18 protein-coding genes and 1 riboswitch are annotated in these 24,137 nt (G+C 65.8%); of the genes, 9 read left to right on the top strand and 9 right to left on the bottom strand.

Translation table 11 applies throughout. From position 1 onward, the window contains the following. The first annotated feature begins 149 nt into the window (after positions 1-149). Positions 150-1,196: a PAS domain S-box protein gene (locus tag HHL15_RS26560; RefSeq protein ID WP_235943413.1), complete on the top strand. Its 1,047-nt coding sequence runs from the start codon at positions 150-152 to the stop codon at positions 1,194-1,196. Continuing rightward, a complete protein-coding gene (locus HHL15_RS15220) occupies positions 1,097-2,566 on the top strand; it encodes a putative bifunctional diguanylate cyclase/phosphodiesterase (protein WP_328825047.1) in 1,470 nt (489 codons plus the stop codon). The genes HHL15_RS26560 and HHL15_RS15220 overlap by 100 nt, the downstream gene beginning before the upstream one ends. Here HHL15_RS15220 and HHL15_RS15215 read toward each other — a convergent pair. Further along, a complete protein-coding gene (locus HHL15_RS15215) occupies positions 2,541-4,229 on the bottom strand; it encodes a sigma 54-interacting transcriptional regulator (RefSeq protein ID WP_169146639.1) in 1,689 nt (562 codons plus the stop codon). The genes HHL15_RS15220 and HHL15_RS15215 overlap by 26 nt on opposite strands. Positions 4,230-4,496: 267 nt before the next feature. On the opposite strand from HHL15_RS15215, the gene HHL15_RS26555 reads away from it, so the two are divergent. Continuing rightward, on the top strand, positions 4,497-4,856 hold the full coding sequence (locus HHL15_RS26555) for a 2Fe-2S iron-sulfur cluster-binding protein (protein WP_169146638.1): 360 nt from the start codon (positions 4,497-4,499) through the stop codon (positions 4,854-4,856). Positions 4,857-5,023: 167 nt separating this feature from the next. Here the strand turns inward: HHL15_RS26555 and HHL15_RS15205 are convergent, their stop codons facing one another. From HHL15_RS15205 to HHL15_RS15170, 8 genes are all read right to left on the bottom strand, one after another. Beyond that, complete coding sequence (locus HHL15_RS15205; protein ID WP_169146637.1) at positions 5,024-6,028, bottom strand: cytochrome-c peroxidase; 1,005 nt, start codon at positions 6,026-6,028, stop codon at positions 5,024-5,026. A gap of 141 nt (positions 6,029-6,169) precedes the next feature. Then, complete coding sequence (gene atzF / locus HHL15_RS15200) at positions 6,170-7,966, bottom strand: allophanate hydrolase (protein WP_169146636.1); 1,797 nt, start codon at positions 7,964-7,966, stop codon at positions 6,170-6,172. Between the two features lie 14 nt (positions 7,967-7,980). Continuing rightward, entirely contained in the window at positions 7,981-11,565 is a 3,585-nt protein-coding gene (uca, locus tag HHL15_RS15195) for an urea carboxylase (RefSeq protein ID WP_169146635.1), read from the bottom strand. 164 nt (positions 11,566-11,729) lie between these two features. Continuing rightward, positions 11,730-12,383: an urea amidolyase associated protein UAAP2 gene (locus HHL15_RS15190; protein ID WP_206198786.1), complete on the bottom strand. Its 654-nt coding sequence runs from the start codon at positions 12,381-12,383 to the stop codon at positions 11,730-11,732. A 10-nt stretch (positions 12,384-12,393) separates the two neighbouring features. Next, positions 12,394-13,182, bottom strand: a complete 789-nt coding sequence (locus HHL15_RS15185; protein ID WP_169146634.1) for an urea amidolyase associated protein UAAP1 — start codon at positions 13,180-13,182, stop codon at positions 12,394-12,396. 5 nt (positions 13,183-13,187) lie between these two features. Continuing rightward, positions 13,188-14,033 (bottom strand): ABC transporter ATP-binding protein, encoded by an 846-nt coding sequence (locus HHL15_RS15180; protein ID WP_169146633.1) that lies wholly within the window; start codon positions 14,031-14,033, stop codon positions 13,188-13,190. Then, positions 14,033-14,851, bottom strand: a complete 819-nt coding sequence (locus tag HHL15_RS15175) for an ABC transporter permease (protein ID WP_169146632.1) — start codon at positions 14,849-14,851, stop codon at positions 14,033-14,035. Before HHL15_RS15175 ends, HHL15_RS15180 begins: the two co-directional genes overlap by 1 nt. A gap of 7 nt (positions 14,852-14,858) precedes the next feature. Beyond that, entirely contained in the window at positions 14,859-15,917 is a 1,059-nt protein-coding gene (locus HHL15_RS15170; protein WP_206198785.1) for an ABC transporter substrate-binding protein, read from the bottom strand. A gap of 55 nt (positions 15,918-15,972) precedes the next feature. Then, positions 15,973-16,118: riboswitch (guanidine-I (ykkC/yxkD leader) on the bottom strand. A gap of 324 nt (positions 16,119-16,442) precedes the next feature. Between HHL15_RS15170 and HHL15_RS15165 the strand changes: the two genes are divergently transcribed. The 6 genes from HHL15_RS15165 (at position 16,443) to HHL15_RS15140 (ending at position 24,123) form a co-directional block, all read left to right on the top strand. Continuing rightward, the gene (locus HHL15_RS15165) at positions 16,443-17,072 is read left to right on the top strand and encodes a 2-hydroxychromene-2-carboxylate isomerase (RefSeq protein ID WP_169146631.1); all 630 of its coding nucleotides are present in this window, start codon (positions 16,443-16,445) and stop codon (positions 17,070-17,072) included. 195 nt (positions 17,073-17,267) lie between these two features. Then, positions 17,268-17,912 carry a GspH/FimT family pseudopilin gene (locus HHL15_RS15160; protein WP_169146630.1) on the top strand — a complete coding sequence of 215 codons (645 nt, stop codon included), beginning with the start codon at positions 17,268-17,270 and terminating at the stop codon, positions 17,910-17,912. A gap of 13 nt (positions 17,913-17,925) precedes the next feature. After that, on the top strand, positions 17,926-18,360 hold the full coding sequence (locus HHL15_RS15155; protein WP_169146629.1) for a type IV pilus modification PilV family protein: 435 nt from the start codon (positions 17,926-17,928) through the stop codon (positions 18,358-18,360). A 20-nt stretch (positions 18,361-18,380) separates the two neighbouring features. Further along, positions 18,381-19,595, top strand: a complete 1,215-nt coding sequence (locus tag HHL15_RS15150) for a PilW family protein (protein WP_169146628.1) — start codon at positions 18,381-18,383, stop codon at positions 19,593-19,595. A 9-nt stretch (positions 19,596-19,604) separates the two neighbouring features. After that, a complete protein-coding gene (locus HHL15_RS15145) occupies positions 19,605-20,261 on the top strand; it encodes a hypothetical protein (protein WP_169146627.1) in 657 nt (218 codons plus the stop codon). A 49-nt stretch (positions 20,262-20,310) separates the two neighbouring features. Next, positions 20,311-24,123, top strand: a complete 3,813-nt coding sequence (locus HHL15_RS15140; protein ID WP_169146626.1) for a pilus assembly protein — start codon at positions 20,311-20,313, stop codon at positions 24,121-24,123. Positions 24,124-24,137 lie beyond the last annotated feature (14 nt).

Raw genomic sequence — 24,137 nt, 5'->3', positions numbered from 1 at the left:
CCGATGGCCGCGATTGCCTGGCCTGCGGCTCCCAATTATGATCCAAGCAGTAATGAAAATTCACCGCTTGTGGCGAAGCGCAAGGCGGCAAGCGCTTTTCCGAGCCTCCCCCCCACGCATCACCGATTCCGCTCACCGGTTTTCACCCCATGGAGAGTTCTTCCACCCGCGACCTGGCCTTGCGCCGCGCGCTCATTGACCACGCCTTTGACCAGGGGCGCGGGGGTGTCCTGCTGAATGCGGTCGGTGTGCTGGGGGTGACCTGGTTTCACAGCATTGTCGCTGGCAGCCATATCGATCCACGCTGGCTGGCGGCCATGTTGACGATCACCGTGTTCCGGATGTGGACCATCTGGAATGCACCGCGCCTGCGGGAAGGGCGTTCGGTGGTGTTCGCCGAGCGGCTGTACAGCCTGCCGATGATGCTCATGGCGGTCCTGTGGTTCATGCTGCCCTGGCAGTTGCTGCCGACCGCGGACGCCGACGAGATGCTGGTACTGCTGATGGTGCAGGCGGGGCTGGCGAGCGGGGCGGCGTCGATGCTTGCGGCGTTCAAGTGGCCGGCCCGTTTCTACATTGCCTGCCAGTTGCTGTCGAGTGTCATCCTGCTGTTTGGATCGCATTCGCACGGGCTCATGCTCAGCCTGCTGGGCCTGGCCTACTTGGCCATCATGCTGTTCTCCCATTCCCGCGCCAGGGACAGCCTGGTGACCGCCCAGACCCGCCTGTTCGACAACCTGAGCCTGCTCGACGAGGCCCGCCAGCAGCAGAAGCTGGTGGAGGACCTGAACCGGGACCTGGTCGCCACCCGGGACGCGATGCGGGCCCAGAACCTCGGCCTAGAGCGGCTGGTGGCGGAGCGCACCGAGCGCATCCGCCTCGCCTCCGTGGCGATCGAGCATATCGCAGCAGGCTTGATGGTGACGGATGCGGAGGGGCGGGTAGTGGAGGTCAATCCGGCCTTCAGCGAGATCACCGGATACGCGGCGGAGCAGATGCTGGGCCAGCCAGCCAGCTCGAGTCCGACCGGCACGAGCCGGAGTTCTATCAACTCATGTGGGCCTCTGCGCGGGATGCCGGGCGATGGGACGGGGAGGTGTGGAGCCGCCGGGCCGATGGCGGCCTCTTCCTGGAGCGCCGCTCGATCGACGCGGTGCCCGGAGCGGACGGCCGGGTCAGCCACTATGTGTTCGTGATCAACGACATCACCGAGTCCCACGAGAAGGACGAGCGGATCCGCTTCCTGGCCTTCCACGACGCGCTCACCGGCCTGCCCAACCGCTTCCTGCTGGAAGATCGCCTGCGCCACGGGATCGAAACGGCCCGGCGGGAGCGCCAGCAGCTCGGCCTGATGTTTCTCGATCTGGACCAGTTCAAGGCCATCAACGATGGTCTTGGCCATGACGTGGGTGATCTGCTGCTCAAGGAGGTTGCCGCGCGCATCAAGGGCCAGCTGCGCCAGTGCGACACGGTGGCCCGGCTCGGTGGCGACGAATTCGTGGTGCTGGTCCGCGGCCTGCGTGACCAAGGGCATTACGAGGCGCTGATGGGCAAGCTGATCGAGAGCATCAGCCAGCCGGTGACGGTGCTGTCCCATCGGCTCAACGTGGGGACCTCGCTGGGGGTGGCCATCTATCCCCGCGACGGCCAGGATCCGGCTACCCTGATGCGCAATGCCGACCTTGCCATGTATGCGGCCAAGGCCGGCGGGCGGGGGATGTACCGCTTCTTCGAAGCCGGAATGTCTCAGTCGGCGGTGATCCGCCTGGAGCTGGAAACCGCCCTGCGCCAGGCACTGCGCCAGGGCGAGCTGAGCCTCCACTACCAGCCCAAGACGGCGGCCCTGTCCGGTGAGGTGGTGGGTTACGAGGCGTTGATGCGCTGGTTCAACCCGCAGCGCGGGCATGTTTCGCCGGCCAGCTTCATCCCGGTGGCGGAAGAGAGCGGCCTGATCGGCCAGCTCGGGCGCTGGAGCCTCGCCGAGGCGGCCCGCCAGATCGCGGCCTGGCAGGTGGCGGGCTACGGCTGGCAACGTGTGGCGGTGAACGTGTCGGCGCGTCAGCTGGTCGAGGGCGACCTGGCCGGGGAGATCCGGCAGGCCTGCGTGGAGGCCGGCATTCCGCCGGAGCTGATCGAGATCGAACTTACCGAGAGCGTCCTGATGAACCAGCCGGACGAGGCCGCGCGGGCCTTGCAGGCGGTCAAGGCGCTGGGCGTGACGGTGGCCATCGACGACTTCGGGACGGGCTATTCCAGCCTGGCCTATCTGCGCCGCTTGCCCATCGATGTGTTGAAGATCGATCGCAGCTTCGTGCAGGAGGCCGAGCTGGACGAGCATGGCATGGCGATCATCCGTACGGTGCTGGTGCTGGCCCGCACCCTCGACCTGAGGGTCGTCGCGGAAGGGGTGGAAACCGAGGTCCAGGCCGGACTGCTGCGGGAGGCCGGTTGCGAATTCCTGCAGGGCTACCTGTTCGGTCGTCCCGAGCCTGCCGAAAGGGTCGAGGCGCGGTGGGCGGCTGCGCTGCCCACCGGTGCGACTAAACCGGAGATTCCCGTTTCTTGAGCCGGTAGTTGAGCTGGGGCCGGGTGATGCCGAGCAGGCGGGCCGCGCCCGACAGATTGCCGCCGGACTGCTTCACCGCGTGCTGGATCAGGACCTGCTCCAGGTCGTCCAGGCCGATGCCGGTGTTGATCACCTGGTTGCACAGGGCCTCGATGCCGCCTTCGCTGCCGCCCGGCGCTTCCGAGGCCAGGTTGCCGGTGGCGTCGATGCCGTGGCGCACCGCTTCGAAATCCTGGGGGCCGGCGAACAGGTGCTCGATCTCGATCCACTCGTTCTGGGGGGCGAGGATCATCCCGCGCTCGATCATGTTTTCCAGTTCGCGGATGTTGCCCGGCCACGCGTAGCCCTTGAGGGCCCGCAGGGCCTTGTCGGTGATGCCGGCCACGCGCTTGCCGTGGAGCGCGCCGAAGCGCTGCAGCATGGACTCGATCAGCAGCGGGATGTCCGACAGGCGTTCGCGCAGGGGCGGGATCACCACCGGGTAGACATTGAGACGGTAATACAGGTCGCTGCGGAAGCGCCCGGCCTTGACCGCCGCCTGCAGGTCCACGTTGGTGGCGGCCACCAGGCGGACATTGATCTTGCGGGTACGCTCGTCGCCGAGGCGCTCGATCTCGCCCTCCTGGAGGACTCGCAACAGCTTGGCCTGGGCGGCCAGGGGCAGCTCGCCGATCTCGTCGAGGAAGAGGGTGCCGCCGTCGGCCCGCTCGAACTTGCCCATGCGCGAGACCTGGGCGCCGGTGAAGGCGCCTTTCTCCACGCCGAACAGTTCGGACTCGATCAGGTCGTGGGGCAGGGCCGCACAGTTGATGGCCACGAAGGGGCCGGCGGCCCGGCCGCTCATCTCGTGCAGGGCCCGCGCAAAGCGCTCCTTGCCGACCCCGGTCTCGCCGAGCAGCAGTACCGTGACCTGGGTGGCGGCAGCCTTGTCGATCAGGGTGTAGGCATGGCGGAAGCCGGAGGAGGCGCCGATCAGGTTGGGGCGGGGCAGGTTGCGTTCGAGGGAGGCGCGCAGGGCGTCCACCTGGCTGCGCAGCTCGAGCATGCGGCCGACGATGGAGTCGGCCTCGTAGTAGGGCGTGTGTTCGGCGGCGTCGGGCCATTCTTCCACCGGCTTGCCGACAATCCGGCAGTGGTTATTGCCGGTGGCGGTGCATTCAACTTCCTTGAACAGGATGAAGCGGCGCATGAAGGCCGAGGTGTAGCCCGACGCATAGCCGATCTCCATCCAGCACACGGGATGCTCCGCGTGGCCGAATTCGCGCACATGCACGTCGGCCTCACAGGAGTTCTCCCACAGGAAATTGCCGTAGAAACGGCCGCTTTCGAGATCGCAGTCCAGCTCGATGGGGGTGACGTGGACCATGCCCTCGAGCATGTGCAGCTGGGGCCCGACCACGAAGGCGTCCTTCAGGCTCATGCCGCTGCGGATCTTCTTGGCCAGCTCGGCATCACGCACGCCGGAGGCGTAGCCCATGCGTGTCAGGATGCGGCGGGCCTGGTCGATCCCGACCGAGTTGATCAACTCCTTGCGCAGTTCGGCCAGGGCGGCGACGTGCATCAGGATCATGCGGTTCTCGTCGAGCCAGATCAGGCCCTTCTCCGCACAGAAATGCACGAGGCTGCGCAGATCATTGTTCTGCGGGTAGCGGATGTCGTTCACGTCTTCTCCTCCGTTGCCCCGGTCGCTCGATAGTAGATGGTCTGAACGGCCCGGAGGGCCGCGGCGGAGTGGGGCATCGCCTTATACCATGCAGGGCTGTCAGGGGGGCTGATCGGCGGCATGCTCGCTTGAAGTTTTCCCATAAGCTTGCATAATGCTGCCATTAGCGATAATAATACAAAATCTCGAGAAAACAGACGAGTCGGACCGACAGGAAATCGCCATGCAGCGACCGCGGTCCGGAACAGCGACCAAGGAGGAGAGAGCGTGGGCGAGAAGTACCGGATCCATATCGAGAACAGCGGGGAAGACTATTCCTGCGCGTCGGACCTGAGCCTGCTCCACGGCATGGAGCAGCTTGGCCGCAAGGGCATTCCGGTGGGCTGCCGCGGTGGCGGTTGCGGAGTGTGCAAGGTACATATCGATGCAGGCCCCTTCGAGGCCCGCAAGATGAGCCGCGCCTGCATCAGCGCCGAGGAGGAAGCCCAGGGTGTGGTCCTGGCCTGCCGGGTCTATCCCCGTGGCGAGATGAGCCTCACCGTGGTGGGCAAGATGTGCAAGGCCATAGAGCGAAACTGCCCGCCCCGGCCGGCCACCACCGACATAACCGAAGCCAGACCAGCCTGATCGTCTGGCCCGCCGACCCCGCGTGGAGTGGGGCCGATCAACCGAATATCCGTCCGCAACCTGGAGCTTCCAACCCCCCCGTTTCCTCCCTCTCCCGGCGGGGTTGCTCCGGTTTTTTAACGGCCGTCACATGCGTGACGGCCGTATTTTTTTGTCGGTAAGGACGCTCAGTTGAAAGGCTGCGGACGCGGCGTGGCGTCTGCCGAGGGCGGCAGGGTGGGCATCGCGAAGCTGGGTTGCTTGCCGGTGAGGGTCTTCAGGAAGGCCACGATGCGGGCGTTCTCGTCGGCGCTGAACTTGCGGCCAAGCTGCACCCGGCCCATGGTGTCCACGGCCTCCGTCAGGGTGTTGGCGGCGCCGTCGTGGAAGTAGGGGTAGGTCAGCTCCACGTTGCGCAGGGTGGGCACCTTGAAGTTGAAGCGGTCCGCGTCCTTGCCGGTGACGGCGACGCGGCCTTCGGCGGGGCTGCTGGCCTTGTAGGCCTCCACCACGCCCATCCTCTGGTAGGAGTTGCCGCCCACCGCCGGACCGTTGTGGCAGGCCACGCAGCCGCTGTCCTTGAACAGCATGTAGCCGGCCAGCTCCTCGCTGCTCAGGGCCTTCTTGTCACCCTTCAGCCAGCGGTCGAAACGGGAGTCGGGCGTTACCAGGGTTTCCTCGAAGCTGGCGATGGCCTGGGTCAGGCGGTCGATGTTCACCTCGTCGCTGCCGAAGGCCTTGCGGAAGGCGCTGCGGTAACCCGGGATGGTCTTCACGGTATTGACCGCCAGTTCATGGCTGTAGGCCATCTCGCCCGGGTTGGCGATGGGGCCACCGGCCTGGGCTTTGAGGTCGGCGGCGCGGCCGTCCCAGAACTGGGCCAGGTTGAAGCGCGCATTGAGCACGGTGGGGGCGTTGATCGGGCCCTTCTGCCAGCCGTGGCCGATGGATGACTTCAGGTTGTCGCTGCCGCCCATCGACAGGTTGTGGCAGGAATTGCAGGAGATGAAGCCGGACTTCGACAGGCGGGGATCGAAGAACAGCATCTTGCCCAGTTCCACTGCTGCGGGGTTGCTGACCCGGACGGCGGGGATGGGTTGTATCGGTTCGCCGTTGCCTGCCGCCAGGGTGGCAGCTACCGGGGTGAAGGCACAGGCGGTGATGAGAATGACGGTCTTGAGCTTGAAGGACATGGGTGCTCCTGATGACGGGGAAGGGCACCCGGCACGTACCCGACGGGGGCGGGGGCGGGACGTTCGGGTGATCCCTGATCGTCCCGCCTGAAGCTTAAGGAATGCTTAAAGGATATTTAAATTGAATCAAGCGAGGGTTTTTCAGGCGTGTCTGGCCAGCCAGGTACGCCAACTGCCCAGGGGGGTGATGTCCTCGGCACCGGCCAGCCCGCCGCTCTCGCAGATGAAGCCACACACCTGGCTGCCGTCTTCCAGCTTGACCTTGCCGATGCCCAGCGGCGCCGGAATGCCGGCCACGAAGCTGCCGAAGTGGCGGGCTGGCAATTCCCAGACTTCCATGTCCACACTGCCGCCGCCTTCCGCGACGCGGACCATGCCGGGCCGCAGGGGCGGGCCCCCGGCCAGGGCGTAGAAGCGGTATTCCGGTGCCGAGCGTACGGCCCCGATCAGCCGGGCGCCCCGCTGGGTGAGCTGCCAGTTGAGGGGCAGACCGGACAGATGGGCGCCGCACACCGCCACCCGGACCATGCCGCTGGCGGCGGGCTCGGGAATGAACGGAACATCAGGCAGGACCTGGCCGGTGGCGCCCGGGGAGAGCCGGGTGTCGGCCTGCCAGCGGGCGGACAGCTCGAGCAGCGGAATGTCCTGGTGGGCCGGGGCGAACAGGGTGATGCCGAAGGGCAGGCCGTCCGCGCGGATGGCGGCCGGTACGGCCACCGCCGAGTAATCCAGCAGGTTCATGAAGTTGGTGTAGTAGCCCAGCTCCGTGTTGATGCGGATCGGGTCGGCCTCCACCGCGGCAATGGTGGGGTGGTGACCGGCGGTGGGGGTGAGGATCAGATCCACGTCCTGCCACACGGCATCGCAGCGGCGCTTCAGGGCCTTGAGGCGGTACTGGGCATCAAAGGCCTCCACGGCGCTGGCCCGGGCGCCGCCGAGGGTGATCTCGCGGGTGACCGGGAAGACGGAGTCCGGCTGACGCTCGATGAAGTCCTTGATGGCGTGATAGCGCTCGGCCACCCACGGGCCGCCGTAGAGCAGGCGGGCGGTGTCCAGGAAGGGGCTGAAGTCCAGTACCACCGGGGTGCCGCCGAGGGCGGCCAGGCGGGCCACCGCGGCCTCGAACAGCGCCGGGTTGTGCGGGTCGCCGAAGAAGGCCAGCTGCTCCGGGCGTGGTACGCCGAAGCGGAAGGGCTCGCCAGCTGGGAAGCGCCGGCCGTGGGTTTCCGCCGGGCGGCTGTAGGCATCGGCCTCGTCAAAGCCGCGGGCGACGGCGAACACCGCGGCCGCATCGGCGGCGCTGAGGGTGAAGATCGAGATAGTGTCGATGCTCCGGCAGGCAGGCACCAGGCCGCTGGAGGAGAGCAGGCCGCAGGTCGGCTTGAGGCCGACCAGGTTGTTGAAGGCGGCCGGCACACGGCCCGAGCCGGCGGTGTCGGTGCCAAGGGAGAAGCTCACCTGCCCGGCGGCCACCACCACGGCCGAGCCCGAGCTGGAGCCGCCGGAGATGTAGGCCGGGTTGATGGCATTGCGGCAGGCGCCGTAGGGGCTGCGGGTGCCGTTGAGGCCGGTGGCGAACTGGTCCAGGTTGGTCTTGCCGAGGGGAATGGCACCAGCGGCGATCAGCCGGGCCACCACCTTGGCATCGGCTGCCGGCGCGTAGGCGAAGTCCGGGCAGCCGGCGGTGGTGGGCAGGCCGGCCAGGTCGATGTTGTCCTTGATGGCGAAGGGCACACCGTAGAGCGGCAGGCTGGCCGGATCCTGCTCGTCCAGGGCGCGGGCACGGGCCAGCAGCTCGCCCTCCGGCAGCAGGCTGATCCAGGCCAGGTGTTCATCCGCGCGGGCCAGGGCATGCAGATGGGCGAACAGGGTGCTGGGCTTGAGGCCCTGGCGGTAGGCCGCGGCCAGGGTGGCGAGGTCTAGGCGGGTGGGCAGCATGGTCGTCTCTCCGTTCAGTGGGTGGCGCAGTGCAGGATCAGCAGGTCCTGGCCGGCGGCGACGGGGGTGGCTTCGCGGCAGAGGAGTTGCAGGATCTCGCCGTCTTCGGGGGCGGTAACGGTGAATTCCATCTTCATGGATTCGACGATCACCAGCGGGTCGCCGGCCTTCACCGGCTGGCCGGGCTCGACCAGCACCTTCCAGATGTTGCCGGGAATGTGGCTGGCCACCAGGCGGGCGCCTTCCGGCAGGTCCAGCTCGGTGTCGGCGGCGGCCGCGGCGATGTCGGCCTCGCTGATGTACTCGGCCTGGCCGGCGGCCTTCCAGCGCTCGCGCTCGGCTTCGAAGGCGGTCTGCTGGCGGGCCTTGAAGGCGGCGATCGGCGTGGCGTTGTCGGCCAGGTAGCGGCGGTAGTCGGCGAGGCGGAAGACGCCGTCCTCGATGCGCAGGCGGGCGCGGCCGGCGGCGAAGTCCTTGCGCAGTTGCAGCAACTCGTCCTCGCTCACCGGCACAAAGCGCACCTGGTCGAAGAAGCGCAGCAGCCAGGGCTTGTCGAACTGCTCGGTGCCGCGGCTGCCATGGTTCCAGCGGTTCCACATCTGTACCGTGCGGCCGACGAACTGGTAGCCGCCGGGGCCTTCCATACCGTACACGCACATGTAGGCACCGCCGATGCCCACCGCGTTCTCCGGCGTCCAGGTGCGGGCCGGGTTGTACTTGGTGGTGACCAGGCGGTGGCGCGGGTCCATGGGGGTGGCGACGGGAGCGCCGAGGTAGACGTCACCCAGGCCGAGGACCAGGTAGCTGGCCTCGAAGACGGTGCGATAGACCTCGTCGATGGAATCCAGGCCGTTGATGCGGCGGATGAACTCGATGTTGGAGGGGCACCAGGGGGCGTCCTTGCGCACCGACTGCATGTACTTGTCGATGGCCAGCTTTGTCGCCGGGTCGTCCCACGAGAGGGGCAGGTACACGGTGCGGCTCGGCACCTCCATGTCGTCGATGGCGGGCAGGGCGTCCTCGGCGGCGATCAGCACGGCCAGCAGCGCGGCGCGGTCGGTGCGGCGGGCGTCGAAGTGCAGCTGCAGGGAGCGGATGCCCGGGGTCAGGTCGATGATGCCTGCCTGGGGGTGGGCCTTGAGCCAGTCCATCAGGGCATGCACACGGAAGCGCAGCTCCAGGTCGAGGACCAGGGGGCCGTACTCGACCAGCAGGTAAGCGTCGCCGGCCTGGCGGTAGACCACCCGGGGGCGCTCGCCGGCGGCGGGCAGCTCGGCCAGCACCGGGGTGGTGACGGTGCCGGGCTCGGCGATGACCGGGGTGGTCAGGGCGAGGTCGGTCTCGGCCAGGCGCCGGGCCGCAGTGGCGGCGCTCACCGGCACGAAGCGCAGGCTGTCGCCCGGGCGCAGCTGGCCGAGCTTCCACAGGTCGGCCTGGATGACCACCGCCGGGCAGACGAAGCCGCCCAGGCTGGGGCCGTCGGGGCCGAGGATGACCGGCATGTCGCCGGTGAAGTCGATGGCGCCGATGGCGTAGGCGTTGTCGTGGATGTTGGAGGGGTGCAGGCCAGCCTCGCCGCCGTCAGTCCGCGCCCACTCGGGCTTGGGCCCGATCAGGCGCACGCCGGTGCGGCTGGAGTTGTAGTGGATCTCCCAGTCGGTGGCGAAAAAGCTGGCGATGTCCGGATCGGTGAAGAAGTCCGGTGCGCCGTGGGGGCCGTAGAGCACCGCCACTTCCCAGTGGTGGGCGTAGGCCGGCGGCTGCAGGGCGAGGGGCGGTGGCAGTGTGGCGCCGGGATGGATCGCCAGCACGTCACCCAGGCGCAGGCAGCGGCCGGCATGGCCGCCGAACTGGCCGAGGGTGAAGGTGGACTTGCTGCCCAGGTAGTCGGGTACGTCGATGCCGCCGGCCACCGCCAGGTAGCTGCGGCAGCCGGCATCCTTCACCGCGCCGATCTTCAGCACCGCACCGGCCTTGATGGCATGGGCCTGCCAGAAGGCCAGGGGCTCGCCGTCCAGGGTCGCAGCGGTGGGGGCGCCGGTGAGGGCGATCACCGCATCGCAGTTGAAACGCAGGGTCGGCCCGGTCATGGTGCATTCGAGGCCGGCGGCGCCTTCCGGGTTGCCGACCAGGCGGTTGGCGGCCCGCAGGGACAGGTCGTCCATCGGGCCGGAGGGCGGCACGCCGACGTCCCAGTAGCCGGTTCGGCCGGGCCAGTCCTGCACCGAGGTCTGCACGCCGGCTTCCAGCACCTCGAAGGTGCTGGGGCGGTAGTTGAAGCTGTTGAGGTAGCGGGTGGTCTGGCGTCCGCCGCGGAACACCTCGCCGTCGAGGATCTGGCGCAGGTAGGCCCGGTTGGTCTCGATGCCGTACACCCGGCTGGCGTCCAGGGCGGCGATCAGGGCGTCGGTGGCGGCTTCGCGGGTGTCCGCATGGACGATCAGCTTGGCCACCATCGGGTCGTAGTAGGGCGGCACTTCCGAGCCGGTGGTGACGGCGGTTTCGACACGCACGCCGGGCGGAAAGCTGACCTCGGTGAGCAGGCCGGAGGAGGGCTGGAAGTTGCGGGCCGGGTCCTCGGCGTACAGGCGCACCTGGATCGAGGCGCCGCGGGGCGCCGGGGCGGCGGCGGGCAGGACCAGATCGCCGGAGGCGAGCAGCACCATCCATTCCACCAGGTCCACGCCGGTGACTTCTTCGGTGACGCCGTGCTCCACCTGCAGGCGGGTGTTCACCTCCAGGAAGTAGAAGGCGCCGCTGTCGGCGTCCATCACGAACTCCACCGTGCCGGCGGAGCGGTAGGCGATGGATTCCATCAGGCGCACGGCGGTGGCGGCGAGGCTGGTCCGTTGTTCGGCGGACAGGCCCGGCGCAGGGGTTTCCTCTATGACCTTCTGGTTGCGGCGCTGCACCGAGCAATCCCGTTCGCCCAGGGCCAGCACCTTGCCCTGGCCGTCGCCGAAGACCTGCACCTCGATGTGGCGGGCGGCGGTGACGTACTTTTCCAGGTAGATGCCGGCTTCCTTGAAGTTGGCGCGGGCCAGGCGGTCCACCGAGGCGTAGGCCTCGTCCAGCTCGGTGTCGGAGGCGATCAGGCGCATGCCGATGCCGCCGCCGCCGGCGGTGCTCTTGAGCATCACTGGGTAGCCGATGCGGGCGGCCTCGCGGCGGGCATGGGCCACGTCGTCGAGCAGGCCGCTGCCGGGCAGCAGGGGCACGCCGGCCTTCTCGGCCAGCTCGCGGGCGGTGTGCTTGAGGCCGAAGGCGAGCATCTGGGCCCGGGTGGGGCCGATGAAGGCGATGCCGGCGGCCTCGCAGGCAGCGGAGAAGTCCGGGTTCTCGGAGAGGAAGCCGTAGCCCGGGTGGATGCCCTGGGCGCCGGTGGCGCGGGCCGCCTCGAGGATGGTCTCGGCCTTCAGGTAGCTCTCGGCGGCGGGGGCCTGGCCGATGCACACGGCTTCATCGGCCAGGCTGACATGCAGCGAGTTGGCGTCGGCCTCGGAATAGACCGCCACCGAGGCGATGCCGAGCTTCTTGAGTGTGCGGATCACCCGGCAGGCGATGGCGCCCCGGTTGGCGATGAGGACTTTGCTGAACATGGTGATGTCTCGCGAAAAGGGCAGCGGGTCGTCCCGCCTTATCTTTCCTGTCCGCCCGGGTCGTCCCGGGGGGGCCGGCGCGTGCCGGTTGGTTTTGGTGCTGCTGGTGAGCTGCAGGAAAACGCCGGGCCGCCCCAGGTTGTCCTGTGCCCCCTTGGGGGCCGTCAGCTCCAGATGAGGAACTGGACCGGCGTCGGGTTGTAGGCGTTGCAGGGGTTGTTGAGCTGGGGGCAGTTGGAGACGAGCACCCACAGGTCCATCTCGGCGCGCAGCTCGACGTACTTGCCGGGGCCGGAGACGCCGTCGTCGAACTTGAGCTGGCCGTCGGCGGTGACCGGCACGTTCATGAAGAAATTGACGTTGGGCACCAGGTCGGCCTTGCTCAGGCCCGAGTCGGAGTGCTGGATGGCGAGCAGGTAGTTGTCCCGGCAGCTGTGCATGAACTTCTTGTGCAGGGCGTAGCGCACCGTATTGCTCTCGGCGGCGCAGGCCCCGCCGAGGGTGTCGTGGCGGCCGCAGGTGTCGGCCACGATGGTGAGCATCGGCCGGCCTTCGCTGCTCATCAGCACCGAGCCGGTGGTGAGGTAGATGCCGCCCTGGTGCAGGATGGTGTCGGTGACGCTGTAATGCTCGTCGGTGTCGTGGCGGTTATAGAAGATGATGTCGGCGGCCTGGTTGCCTTCCAGGTCCACGATGCGCAGGGTCTGGCCCTGCCTCACTTCGTGCAGCCAGGGCTCACCGGCGGGCAGGATGGCGCTGTGCACGGCGTCGGCAGGGTCGAGGGGGCTTTCCTGGAGGCGGATGGCGGTGGCGGTCATGGGCGTCTCCTCAGGCCAGGTAGTGCATGTCGGTGTTGTGCAGGGCGCGGGCGCACTCCGGGCGGAAGGCTCGGCAGTAGTCATCCTCCGCTGCCGGGCCTGAGCGCCAGGCGGTGATGCCCACCGCGGCCGGCGCGTAGTCGGGGCGCGGGTCGAGGGGGTGGGGGGCGGTGGATACGGCGACGATCACGTCCATGTCGAGGCGCAGGTCGAGGTGGTCGCCAGCCCTGGCGTGGCCTTCGTGGAAGCGGAAGCGGCCTTCCTCGTCCACGCTGACCTTGCTGAAGAAATTGACCGGCGCGACCAGGTCGCGGCGGGTCAGGCCGTACTTGCCGATCTCGATCAGCAGGCCGTCGCGGCCGGCCCGGTACATGCCGTTGCGGTACTGCTGGTAGCTGTGCTCGCCGTACTTGTCGTGCAGGCGGGGGGTGTCGAGCAGCATGCCGAGGGGGTCGTGCCAGCCCAGGCTGTCTGCGGTGATCGAGGCCATGGCGCAGCCCATGTCGCTCATCAACACGTGGCCGCGGCTGTAGTGGGCGGTGTGCTGGGCCTTGAGGGAGTCGGGCATGTTGTAGCGCTCGAGCTTCTGACGGGCGTTGTAGAGCACCAGCGACAGGTTGGCGCCGGCGCCCTGGGCGACCAGGCGCAGGGTGACGCCGCGGGGCAGCATCCAAGACCAGTGACAGCCGCCGGGGATGACGTCGGAGAACAGCACCTTGTCGGCGGGCAGGTCGGGGGCGAGTTGCTGCCAGCGGGTGTCGATATCCACCGCGTCGGTGGGGGTGAGCAGGGTGTTCATGGGGTTCAGGCCTCCAGTTCGGCAGCTTCGGCGGACAAGCGCGCGAGTTGTTCCAGGTCGGTCTTCATGCCGGATGTTTCGCGAATGCGGTCCAGGATCTCGCGCTTGAGGCCGAGAAACTCGGGGGCGAGCTTCATGTCCTGGTGCCGTTCGGCGGGGAGGGGCACGTCGTAGAGGGTGTCGATGCGGCCGGGGCGGGGGGCCATCAGCACGATGCGCTGGCCCAGGTAGATCGCCTCTTCCACGTCGTGGGTGACGAAGACGATGGTGCTGCCCTCGATGCGATGCACGTGGCGGATCAGGTCGTGCATGACCTCGCGGGTCTGCGCGTCGAGGGCCCCGAAGGGCTCGTCCATCAGCAGGATCGGCGGCCGGCTCATCAGCGCCCGGGCGATCGCCACCCGCTGCTGCATGCCGCCCGACAGCTGGTTCGGGTAGGCGTGGGCGACGTGGCTGAGGCCCATCAGGCGGATCAGCGCGTCGGCCCGGCCGGAGGCCTTTTCCACGTCGGCGGAGGTCCGGTCGCGGGTGTGGGCCTTGAGCTGGCGGCAGAAGCGGATGTTGTCGGCCACCGTGAGCCAGGGGTAGAGGCTGTAGTGCTGGAACACCATGGCCCGGTCCACCCCGGGGCCGGCGATGGGCTGTCCATTCACGGTGATGCTGCCGCTGGTGAGGCTCTCCAGCCCGCCGATCATGCGCAGCAGGGTGGACTTGCCGCAGCCCGAGGCACCCACGAAGGTGACGAACTCATTGGGGCGGATGTCCAGGCTGGCCTTCTCCAGGGCCTGGATGGCCCGCGGGCCGTGGCCGAAGGTCTTGAAGGCGTCCCGGATTTCAATGCTGGCGGTCATCAGTGTCTCCCGGCCAGGTAGGGGAAGGCCTTGCGGTGGGCGAGGCGGAAACCCTGGTCGATGACCAGCCCGATCAGGCCGATCAGCAGGATGCCGGCGAAGATCTTGTCGGTCTGCAGGAAGCGCTGGGCCTTGAGCACGGCGTAGCCCAGCCCCGAGTTGGCCGCCACCAGCTCGGCCACCACCAGGTAGGTCCAGGCCCAGCCCATGGTCACCCGCAGGGTGTCGAGCAGGGCCGGCTTGGCGGACGGCACGATGACCTTCTCGAGGATCTCGCCACGGGAGGCACCCATGGTCTGGGCCGCCTCGATCTGGGCCAGGGGCACCCGGCGTACGTCCTCCGCCACCATCAGGACCATCTGGAAGAAGGTGCCGATGAAGATGATGGCGATCTTGGAGCCTTCCTCGATGCCGACCCACAGCATCACCAGTGGAATGAAGGCCACCGCCGGCATGTAGCGGATGAAGTCGGTGAGCGGCTCCAGCAGGGCCTGCACCGAGCGGTAGCTGCCGATGAACAGCCCGAGAGGCAGGGCGATCGCCGCCGACAGCGCCCAGCCGGCCACCACCCGCCAGGTGCTGATGGCCACGTCAGCAGGCAGGCCGTCCTCGCTGGCCCAAGTCCACATGCGGGCCAGCACGTCGGCCGGGCCGGGCAGGAAGACCTTGTCCACCCCGTCCAGGCTGCTGGCGATACTCCATCCGAGCAGCGGGGCGACCAGCCCGCACAGGGCCAGCACCCAGTAGTGGCGAGGGTCGATGGCCGTGCGGATCTGCCACAGGGGGCTCGCGCCGCCCGAGCGCTTGCTTGCACTCATCACGGCCTCACTTGCCGAGGGCTTCGGCGAGCAGGGATGCGTCGATGCCCTTGGCTGCGTCAGGCTTGCCGTCGATCAGCTTCTTGTCGAGCAGGAAGCTGGAGATCGTCGGAGCCACCGCCTGCAGGGATTTCGGGTCGGCCGGGGTCAGTGCGGCCTGGTTGGCGGCGGCGTCGAAGAAGCGGGTGCCGGGCAGGAAGACCTTGTACTCGTCCGGCTTCATGCCCACCACCTTGGCCATGATCTTCGCCGCTTCGTCCGGGTTGTCGCGGATGAACTTCTCGGTATCGAACCAGGCCCGGATCATGCCGACCAGATCCTTGCGCTTGGCCTTGATGGCCTTGTCCTGGGCCACCAGAAGGTCGGGAATGAGGCCCGGCATGTCCTTCGAGGTGAACAAGGCCTTGCCCTTGCCGCTCTTCTCGATCTGGGCCACCCAGGGGTTCCACACCACAGCGGCATCCACCCGGCCCGACAGGAAGGCCGCGGCGGCGTCGCCAGCGGACAGGTTCACCACCTTCACGTCCTTCTGACTCATGCCGTTCCTGGCCAGGGCGGTGGCCAGCACGAAGTGGGAGATGCTGAACTCCTCAAGGGCGATGCTCTTGCCCTTGAGCTCGGCAAAGCCCTTTATCTTGCCGCTGACCATCAGCGCGTCGTTGCCGGCGGAGTTGTCGTTCACCAGGATCGCCTTGAGCGGCAGGCCCTTGGCCAGCGGGCCCATGGTGTCGGACCAGGTCTGGGAATTGGCGTCGAGCTGGCCGGAGGACAGGGCGGAGATCGAATCCGTGTAGTTGGCGAACCACACCAGTTTCACGTCGGCCTTGTGCTTCTTGAAGAAGCCCTTCTGCTCGGCCACGTACCAGGCCACCCAGCCCGGCCAGTCGGAGACGCCGACCTTCACTTCGGCCAGGGCCGGCGCTGAAGTGGCGAGCAGGGCAGTGCCGAGGCCCAGCACGGCAAGACCGGTGCGCAGGCGCTGGAGCATGGAGGCGAGGGGGGAAGACGGAGGCTGCGTGCCGCGGAGGAGGGACGGGCGGGCAAGGCGGTGATCGAGGTGGTGCATGACGGGCTCCCTGTCGGATCGGATAAATGGGCGAGAGGGCGCTTCGTCAAAGCGATCCTCCCGGGCTTTTATCCCTCCGTGGAGCCACGTCACGCCGGCAATCCTGAACCCGGCGCTTCATGGCCGGCAGCTCTCGGACCAGACATCCTGCGGACATGCATGCACATCCTAGACAGGATCGGAACCCTAGCCACCCTTCGAAGAAGCGAATGCGATGTGACGCTTTTCGCCCCTCTCGACAGACGATTTAGCACGCGGCATGCCAGATGCCTTCAGTGGCTTTTTAGACTATTCATTTCAATGGTTTGGAGGATCCAGGCGACCGCGTATGTGCGTGAGCCCGATGCCGGACGGGATGCCCCGGGAGTGAATCCGGTGCATCGGGCAGCCTGCATGCACCAGGCTTGTGCGTGCAGGGAAGCATGGATCGATGTTCTGATGTGCCCATTTCGGGTATCTTTCCCCCGCGACGCAAAAAATAGAAGAGCAGCCCACCACGTGGCTGACACCCAAGGAGACTGTGTCATGACCCCCGCCACCCTGTATTTCGATGTGGTCTCGCCATACGCCTACATCATGGATGTCCTGCTGCGCCGGGCATCCCTGCCGCTGGAGATCACGCTGAAGCCCGTGCTCTTTGCCGGCCTGCTCAAGGCTCACGACAACAAGGGACCGGCCGAGATCCCCCGCAAACGCCAATACACCTACGAACTGTGCACCTGGCTGGCCCAGCGTCATGACATCCCGTTCCGCATGCCGCCGGTCCATCCCTTCAATCCGATCCGCTACCTGCGCCTGATCATTGCGCTTGGCAGTTCCCGGGTGGTGGCCTCGGCGGTGTTCGACAGTCTCTACCGGGAGGGCGCCGACCCGGATGATCCGCGTATCTGGCGGGCGCTCACGGTGGCGCTTGGGGTGGCCGAGCCCGACGCCCGGATCGAGGCGGCGGCGGTCAAGCTGGCGCTGCGTCACAACACCGAGGAAGCGGTGGCGGCAGGGGTCTTCGGCGTACCGACGGTGCTTGCCGGTGATCGGCTTTTCTGGGGGGTTGATTCCCTGCCCATGCTGGAGGCCTGGCTGGCTGGCGATCCCGCGCTGGAATCATCGGCCATGCAGGCTGCTCGCCAGGTCCGTCCCGGCATCAGCCGGCTGTGAGGAGTGCTGGGATACAGGCAGAAAAGAGGTCCAGGGGAGGTGCCTGCCCCGCCTTTTCGGGGAGGCTCTGACCCGCCTCGAAGCTTGCTGGTGCGTAGAGCTTACGGCTTGGGATGCGTCATCTGAGAGTGCTGACCATTTGTTAAAATTAATGCCATAAGCATTTTTTTGGTCGTTCTGAATTAATCTTCACTGATGAACGAATTCTCGGCGCAGTCGAACCGGTCTGCCGCAGATTCCCCGTGTGCTCACGTAATCAACCAGCAGGGATCGACCCTGCTGGAACTCATGGTTGCGTTGCTTGTTCTGGGCATCCTGATGGCAATCGGCATTCCGCAAATGTCAGACTGGATCCGCCGCAGCTCGGTCAGCACAGTGGCCGAGAGCCTCCAGAACGGCCTGCGGCAGGCCACGACCGAAGCGATCCGTCGCAATTTGCGCGTGGAGTTCCTGCTGACCAATGACATCCCCACGATCTCGGGTGTCGCTGCGCTCCGGCCTTCGGCAGACGGCGCCAACTGGGCCGCACGTACCCGTGCCAGTGCCGAGACGGCCGTCAGCCATGTGGCCAGCCTTGCCATGAAGGAAGTCTCAGAGGATGTCACGCTCGAGGGCCCGGCCAACCTGCTGTTCAATGGAATGGGCCGGGTCAGCGATGCCGATGGTGCGGCGATTTCCTCCAGTCAGTTCTACCGGGTGTCACGGGCAGGGACCGATAGGGCCGTATGTGTATTTGTCACGCCAGGCGGCGCCGTAAAGTCCTGCGATCCATCGTTGCCGGTCGGCCATCCTTCCGCCTGTCTTCCCCGGGTGTCGTCCAGCCAGTGTCCCAAGCCCTGAAAGACTCCGAATCATGAAGAAAGATGTCAGAGACTCAGGCTATGTGCTTCTTGAAGCCCTGGTGGCTTTGCTGATTTTCTCGCTCGGCCTGCTGGGGATGATCAGCTTTCAGGCGGCGTCCTTCAAGATCATGGCAGACAGCCGCTTCCGGACCGAGGCGGCAATGCTGGCAGATGAACTGCTGGCCAGGATGAGTGCTTCCGAGGTCAGCCGGGTCCAGTCGGATTTCGGTCCCCAGGGGCCGAAATTCCTGGCCTGGCTCGACGATCGGGTGGTGGGGGCCAGTCGACTGCCCGCCGCCAGGGTCATTCCGAGCTTCAGTCCCTCTGCCACTCCGACCACCCTGCTGGTCAGCCTGCGCATCGAGTGGACCGCGCCGGGAGCGAAGGGAGCTGCCCAGGCCGTGGAGACGACCGGCGTCTACGAAACCAGGGCGCTGCTTTTCTAGCCATGCGTACGGGATCTTGCTTGAAGACCGCCCGGTGCGACCAGGCTGGCGTCAGTCTGGTCGAGGTCATGGTCGGGCTGATCATCGGCCTCATCGCTTCACTGGTGGTGATGCGTTCCTTCAGCGCAAGTGAGAATTTTCGTCGCAATGTGAATGGCTCGGCGGACGCAACTCAGACTACGGCCCTGGTCGGGGCACGGCTCAACATGCTCATCGAGGATGCGGGCGCAGGTCTTGTCCAAGGGCGCCACATCTGGGGATGCAGGGTGATGGCCACGCGCAATGGTGTTGCGCTTCTCCCTGTACCGACCCTGCCCGAGCCATTCGCCCGTTTCCCGGGCGTGCTGCGGGTCATGCCGGTGGGGGTCCTGGACGGTGGTGATGGCGCCGATGTCCTGCTTGTCATCTCTGCCAATTCCGGATCAGGGAACCGCGATATTCCCTTCGATTCGAATGGCCGGGTCCTGACTGTCAGCAACCCGAACGGAGTGGGCCTGCTCAAGCCGTCCGACAAGGTTGATGACCTCTTTCTGGCGGTTCCCCAGGACGTGGCCGGGGATCCCGCCGACTGCCAGGTCGTGCAGGCGGCTGCGGGGGCGGGTGGAGGAGCTGCACTGGTGGATGCAACGCTGGGCCTGCGGGTCATGCCCTCGATAGCCCAGTCTGCAAGCGCGGCTGCCTACACTGCAATTCCGCTCAACATGGAGTCCACCTCCTATGGCGCCCTGGCCGTCGTGGGTGGGGTCTCGTCCGTTTTCCACCTTGGCCGCGAGGCGGCCCCTGTTTTCTCGCTGGTTACGGTCAACGCCTACGCCGAGCTCGTCGAGCACGACCTGTTGCAACGACGTAGTCTGCAGTCATTTGGCGAGAACATCGTGCTCGTGAAGGCACGCTATGGCCTCGACAATGGCATTGGCGGCTCGGCCAACGACAATGTCATCGATCAGTGGGTGTCCCCTGGCGAGGCGGGGTGGACCCTGGCGGAGCTGATGAATGGCAAGGAGGCCACCGAGCAGAAGATCGATCAGATCAAGGCGATCCGGGTAGGTCTGGTGGTGCGCTCCGCTCAGGTCGTCAGTAGCGAGGCCCGGCTCACTCGGATCACACTGTTTGATGACCTGTCCGGTACGCGGAGGGTGGTGAGGGACTTGTCCGTCGACGAGCAGCGCTACGCTTACCAGGTGTTCGACTGGGTCATTCCCCTGCGCAATATGAAGTCCACTCCCAAGTCCTAGGGGCCGTTCATGCGTGCAGCCCACAAACCCTCTTGCCTGACAGGGCGTACCCGCTCCCGTGGCACCGTGCTGGCCGTGGTCCTGATCGTTCTTGTCATCATGATGCTGGGGGGAGTGTCGATGTTCAGGGCTGTGGATACCTCGGCCCTGCTGTCCGGCAACCTGGCCTTCAAACGGGACTCGGTGAACCGTGCCAGCGTCGGCTTGAACGCCGCGTTTGCCGTAATGAAGATGGCCGATTTCACCAATCTCGATGTGGCGGATTGCGTACCGGGTGACGCGGCCTGCAGCGGAGTGGCCGCGAAATGGCTGGCCATGAACTTCTCGCCCCGCCTGCTCGAAACCGATGGTGATGGTATCCCCCTGATCCTCAAGGACAAGTTCGCCTTTGACGCGAAATTCAGCTCCATCCGGCCCAACGGGGTGGATGGCACCCTCGCGGCAGGCAACGAGGTGCGCTTCCTGATTGAGCGCATGTGCACTGACTTCGGCCCTTCCGATGAGAAGAAATGCTCGGTGTCCGACAAGTTCGAGCGTGGTGGGTCCTATCGGCAGGACAAGCCCGGCTCGATCTCCTTGCCGCTGTACCGGGTCACGATCCGTAGTGATGGGGTCCGAAATACCCAGACCTATGTCCAGGCTACCGTCACCACGCGCCTCCCGTGATGCATGTCGTCTTGAAAGGCCATCAGAAGAGGTATCACAAGTGAAGATCATGAGCATGTTCAAGCCGCTTCACATAGCCGCGCTGGTGCTGGCGCAGGGCTGGCTGGGCGGGTCCGCCCTGGGCGTGCAGACACCTCTCGCCGATCAGCCGGTGATCGTGGCGGACGTGCCGCCCAATGTCATGCTCGCCTTGTCCGTCGAGTTCCCTACAGCGATCACACGGGCTCACCAGGGCGACGTGTTTGATACCTCGGGCCGCACCGAATACCTCGGCTATTTCGATCCTCGAAAATGCTATGCCTACAGCGACCCGGTTTTCGTGCCCAGTGGAAGGCTGACCAGCGCTGACAAGGGCTATGGCTGCTCCGGTGAATGGAGTGGCAACTTCATGAACTGGGCGACCATGCAGGGGGTCGATACCTTCCGCTGGGTGTTGACCGGGGGGAACCGAGTTGTCGACGAGCCGGCCGCCTTTACCGGGGTGTCGGCCTCCCCGCTGGGGCGTACCGTCCTGCAACGGGCCTATGCATCAGCACAGGGCTCGTATCTGAGCGTTAACTTTCCCGATCGGAACCTGGCGGCCGAACACCTTTCGTCCTACACAGGTCTCGGCAGCGGCTACACCGGGCAATCCGTCATCATCAGGAATGGGGGGATGGGCTTCGGGGTGAGCTTCTGCACACCGGCCAGTACGTGTTCGGTGATGACCGTGAGTGTCGAGGTGTGCCGCGATGATGCGCGGGGGCGTCCGCTCGAGGCCTTCTGCCAGGCTTACCAGGACCCGACGGGAACCTTGACCGTATATAAGCCGGTGGGTCTCATTCAGCGTTACAAGGACAAGATGTACTTTGGTGCCTTCGGCTACCTTCAATTGGGCTATGGGGGGGTGCTGGATGGACCGGGCGGCACGGCCAACGAATACAAGGATGGTGGGGTGTTGCGGTCACCGGTTCAGTCGGTGGCCAGCGAGATATCGGAAACCGGGGCTTTCAAGCTGGATCCCTACGGACTGAAGGACGCAGGCAAGGCCATCGATGACAGCGGCACCATCAACTACCTGAACAAGTTCGGTTCCCGGTCACGCGCATACAAGCACTATGACCCGGTAAGCGAGCTGTATGCAGAGGTGATCAAGTACCTGCGCCACAAGGCTCCGACGACATCCTACCTGCCTCCCGCCGCGTCCGATCCGGTGGTTTATGATGGATTCCCGGTTTTCTCCCGCTGGGATGACCCCGCCGTAGACGCCAGATATCCCGGCAAGGGAGCGCTGTCATGCAAGCGCAACTACGTTATCGGTATTGGTGACACCAACTCCAATTACGATTTTGAGCTGTCTGGCATGGGGGCCGGGGGCAGTCCGTATCCCCACAACCATGCGACCCCGTCAGACGTGGATTACGACATGGCGGGCAAGACGGCCAAGGACTGGACGGATGCCGTCGGTGCCCTTGAAGGCTTTAGCTCTCTCAGCTCCCAGGTCATTTCGAATGGCAGTTACCTGATGGCGGGCATCGCATATTTTGCCCACTCATCGGATATCCGCCCGGACATCCCGGGTATCCAGACCGTTAGTACCTATTGGATGGACGTCATGGAGTCGGGGTACAACCACAAGAACCAGTACTGGCTTACCGCCAAATACGGCGGCTATACCAAGGCGCCGGACAAGGCCAAGTTCTTCGAGGATGGCAAGGATGCCTGGAAGGCCGTTGGCCGCAAGGACGGCAACCGCTGGCCGGGCAATTCCTATGACCTGCCCATGAACTACTACACGGCGGGTGATCCCGACTCCATGCGGGAGGGGCTGGCCGGAGCATTCCAGAGTATCGCGGCAGGTGCCGGGGCGGGAGCAGGGGCTGCGCTCTCAAACGTGCAGGTCAGTGCCACCAGCGGCGGGGCCAACACCTATCAGGGCAGCTACGATGCTGCGATGTGGTCCGGTGATGTGGTGGCGTCCCGGGTCGACAAGGTGGATCTCGACCAGCCCGTGCTTACGTCCTTGTGGAGCGCGGCGGAGCGGCTTGGTGCCGTCGGCAGCGATTCCCGCCGGATTGTCACGCTTGCCCCGCGAGACAAGGCAAAGCTCGACCCCCTGCCCGGCGACCTCGTTGGTGCCGCATTCCGCTGGTCGAGCCTTGGCGCCGCCCAGCAACTGAATCTCAGCCGGGGGGTTGCAGCTCCGGCGGGAGATCCGGCAGATGGGGAGGCCGTCCTGAATTACCTCCGAGGCGACAGGAGCAACGAAACTACGGAAACAGTACAGAAGCGCTATCGGCAGAGAAAGAGTGTCCTTGGGGATATTGTTGATTCCCGGGCGGTGTATCTCGGCAAACCGTCTGCGACTTACTCGGATACCTATAACCCGGGTTATTCGAGCTTTGTGGCTGACAATGCAAAGCGGACTCCCCTGGTGATGGTGGGTGCGAACGACGGCATGCTTCATGCGTTCGATGCCACCGATGGGGGCAGCGGAGGAAATGAGCTTTTCGCGCTGATCCCTTATTCGGTGTTTGAGGGGCCGGATGGCAGCCCCGATATCAGTGGTATTCAGGCCCTTGCCCGCAAGACCTACGCCCACCGTTATTATATGAACGCGACGCCCGAGGTCCGTGACGTCGATCTCGCCAGAACAGGCGGCAAACTCGACTCCTTTTCACCCGGTCTGTCTGCCGATTGGCGTTCACTCATGGTGGTCGGACAGGGCAAGGGGGGGCGCAGCTTCGTTGCGATGGATGTGACCGACATTGCCTCGTCGGCTACTGAGTCGGACATCGCAAAGCGAGTCCTGTGGGAGTTTACCCACCCGGACATGGGCTTCAGCTTTGGACGCCCCCTGATCGCCAAAACGCGGCGCTGGGGATGGGTGGTGATCGTCACCGGGGGTTACAACAACACCCGGGGAACTCACCCGGGCCGGGGGGCCTTGTTCGTGCTCAATGCCCGTACCGGTGCGCTCCTCACTGAGCGTCCGCTTTACACGTCTGGCGGAACTGCCGCGTCTCCCTCGGGGCTGGCGCAGGTCGAGGGCTACACCCCGAGCTACCAGGATTACACCCTCGACTACGTCTATGGGGGTGATCTCGACGGGAATCTATGGCGCTTTGATTTCACCAGCGGTGACCAGGATTCGCCCCCGGTTGTAAAGCTGGCCGAGTTCCTTGTCGGGGACACCCGGCAGCCCGTGACCGTGGCGCCCAAGATCGAATACTCGGCAGAAGATCTTAAGCGCTACGTGTTTGTCGGGACCGGCCGCTTGCTGGCACCCGAAGACCTGGCCAATTCTCAGCAACATACGCTCTATGCCGTGAGGGATGGAACCAAGAGCCGTGCCTATGGCGGTGAGTCCCATCAGTTGCCGCTGCCTGATGGCGTGTCCTTCCCGGTCAGGCGTGCGGTGATGAGTCCGGTGACAGATCTGATCGGAGGCGCAACGCTGCAAAGCGACAAGCCGATGGGATGGTATACCGACCTCACCGGAAACTACCTCCCTGGCGATGGCAAGGCTCCGGTCACAGAGAGAGTCGTGCTCAGCCTCCAGGCCAATGATGGAGTCCTGAACTGGGTCGGGTCCATCCTCAACGATGACCCCTGCAATGCCAGTGGCACCGCGAGGGTCTATGCCGTCCATTATGGAAACGGCCAGAGCGTCCTGCGCACGCTCGTCGATGGACTGGCAACGAGAAGCAGATGGATCGAGGTCAAGGATGCCGGCCTGGCGGATACGACGCTGGTGCGGGTTGGTTCCTCGATCCGGATACTTGGAACCGACGTGAAGGGCGTCTCGAGGATGTATGGTAGTGCGGTGGCGGAAGCCGGCAATCCACGGGTTGTGAATTGGAGAATCATCCGCGACGAATAAGCGGGGCGCCTGCC

Origin of the sequence: Zoogloea dura (assembly GCF_012927165.1) — a bacterium.
GTDB classification, from domain to species: domain Bacteria; phylum Pseudomonadota; class Gammaproteobacteria; order Burkholderiales; family Rhodocyclaceae; genus Zoogloea; species Zoogloea dura.
This window is presented reverse-complemented; position numbering and strand designations above follow the sequence as displayed.

What these genes read in the sequence shown, in the direction of transcription:
- HHL15_RS26560 (WP_235943413.1), top strand. Translation starts at nt 150, where the DNA reads ATGGAGAGTTCTTCCACCCGCGACCTGGCCTTGCGCCGCGCGCTCATT.
- HHL15_RS15205 (WP_169146637.1), bottom strand. Translation starts at nt 6,028, where the DNA reads ATGTCCTTCAAGCTCAAGACCGTCATTCTCATCACCGCCTGTGCCTTC.
- atzF (WP_169146636.1), bottom strand. Translation starts at nt 7,966, where the DNA reads ATGCTGCCCACCCGCCTAGACCTCGCCACCCTGGCCGCGGCCTACCGC.
- uca (WP_169146635.1), bottom strand. Translation starts at nt 11,565, where the DNA reads ATGTTCAGCAAAGTCCTCATCGCCAACCGGGGCGCCATCGCCTGCCGG.
- HHL15_RS15190 (WP_206198786.1), bottom strand. Translation starts at nt 12,383, where the DNA reads ATGACCGCCACCGCCATCCGCCTCCAGGAAAGCCCCCTCGACCCTGCC.
- HHL15_RS15185 (WP_169146634.1), bottom strand. Translation starts at nt 13,182, where the DNA reads ATGAACACCCTGCTCACCCCCACCGACGCGGTGGATATCGACACCCGC.
- HHL15_RS15180 (WP_169146633.1), bottom strand. Translation starts at nt 14,033, where the DNA reads ATGACCGCCAGCATTGAAATCCGGGACGCCTTCAAGACCTTCGGCCAC.
- HHL15_RS15175 (WP_169146632.1), bottom strand. Translation starts at nt 14,851, where the DNA reads ATGAGTGCAAGCAAGCGCTCGGGCGGCGCGAGCCCCCTGTGGCAGATC.
- HHL15_RS15170 (WP_206198785.1), bottom strand. Translation starts at nt 15,917, where the DNA reads ATGCACCACCTCGATCACCGCCTTGCCCGCCCGTCCCTCCTCCGCGGC.
- HHL15_RS15165 (WP_169146631.1), top strand. Translation starts at nt 16,443, where the DNA reads ATGACCCCCGCCACCCTGTATTTCGATGTGGTCTCGCCATACGCCTAC.
- HHL15_RS15160 (WP_169146630.1), top strand. Translation starts at nt 17,268, where the DNA reads ATGAACGAATTCTCGGCGCAGTCGAACCGGTCTGCCGCAGATTCCCCG.
- HHL15_RS15155 (WP_169146629.1), top strand. Translation starts at nt 17,926, where the DNA reads ATGAAGAAAGATGTCAGAGACTCAGGCTATGTGCTTCTTGAAGCCCTG.
- HHL15_RS15145 (WP_169146627.1), top strand. Translation starts at nt 19,605, where the DNA reads ATGCGTGCAGCCCACAAACCCTCTTGCCTGACAGGGCGTACCCGCTCC.
- HHL15_RS15140 (WP_169146626.1), top strand. Translation starts at nt 20,311, where the DNA reads ATGAGCATGTTCAAGCCGCTTCACATAGCCGCGCTGGTGCTGGCGCAG.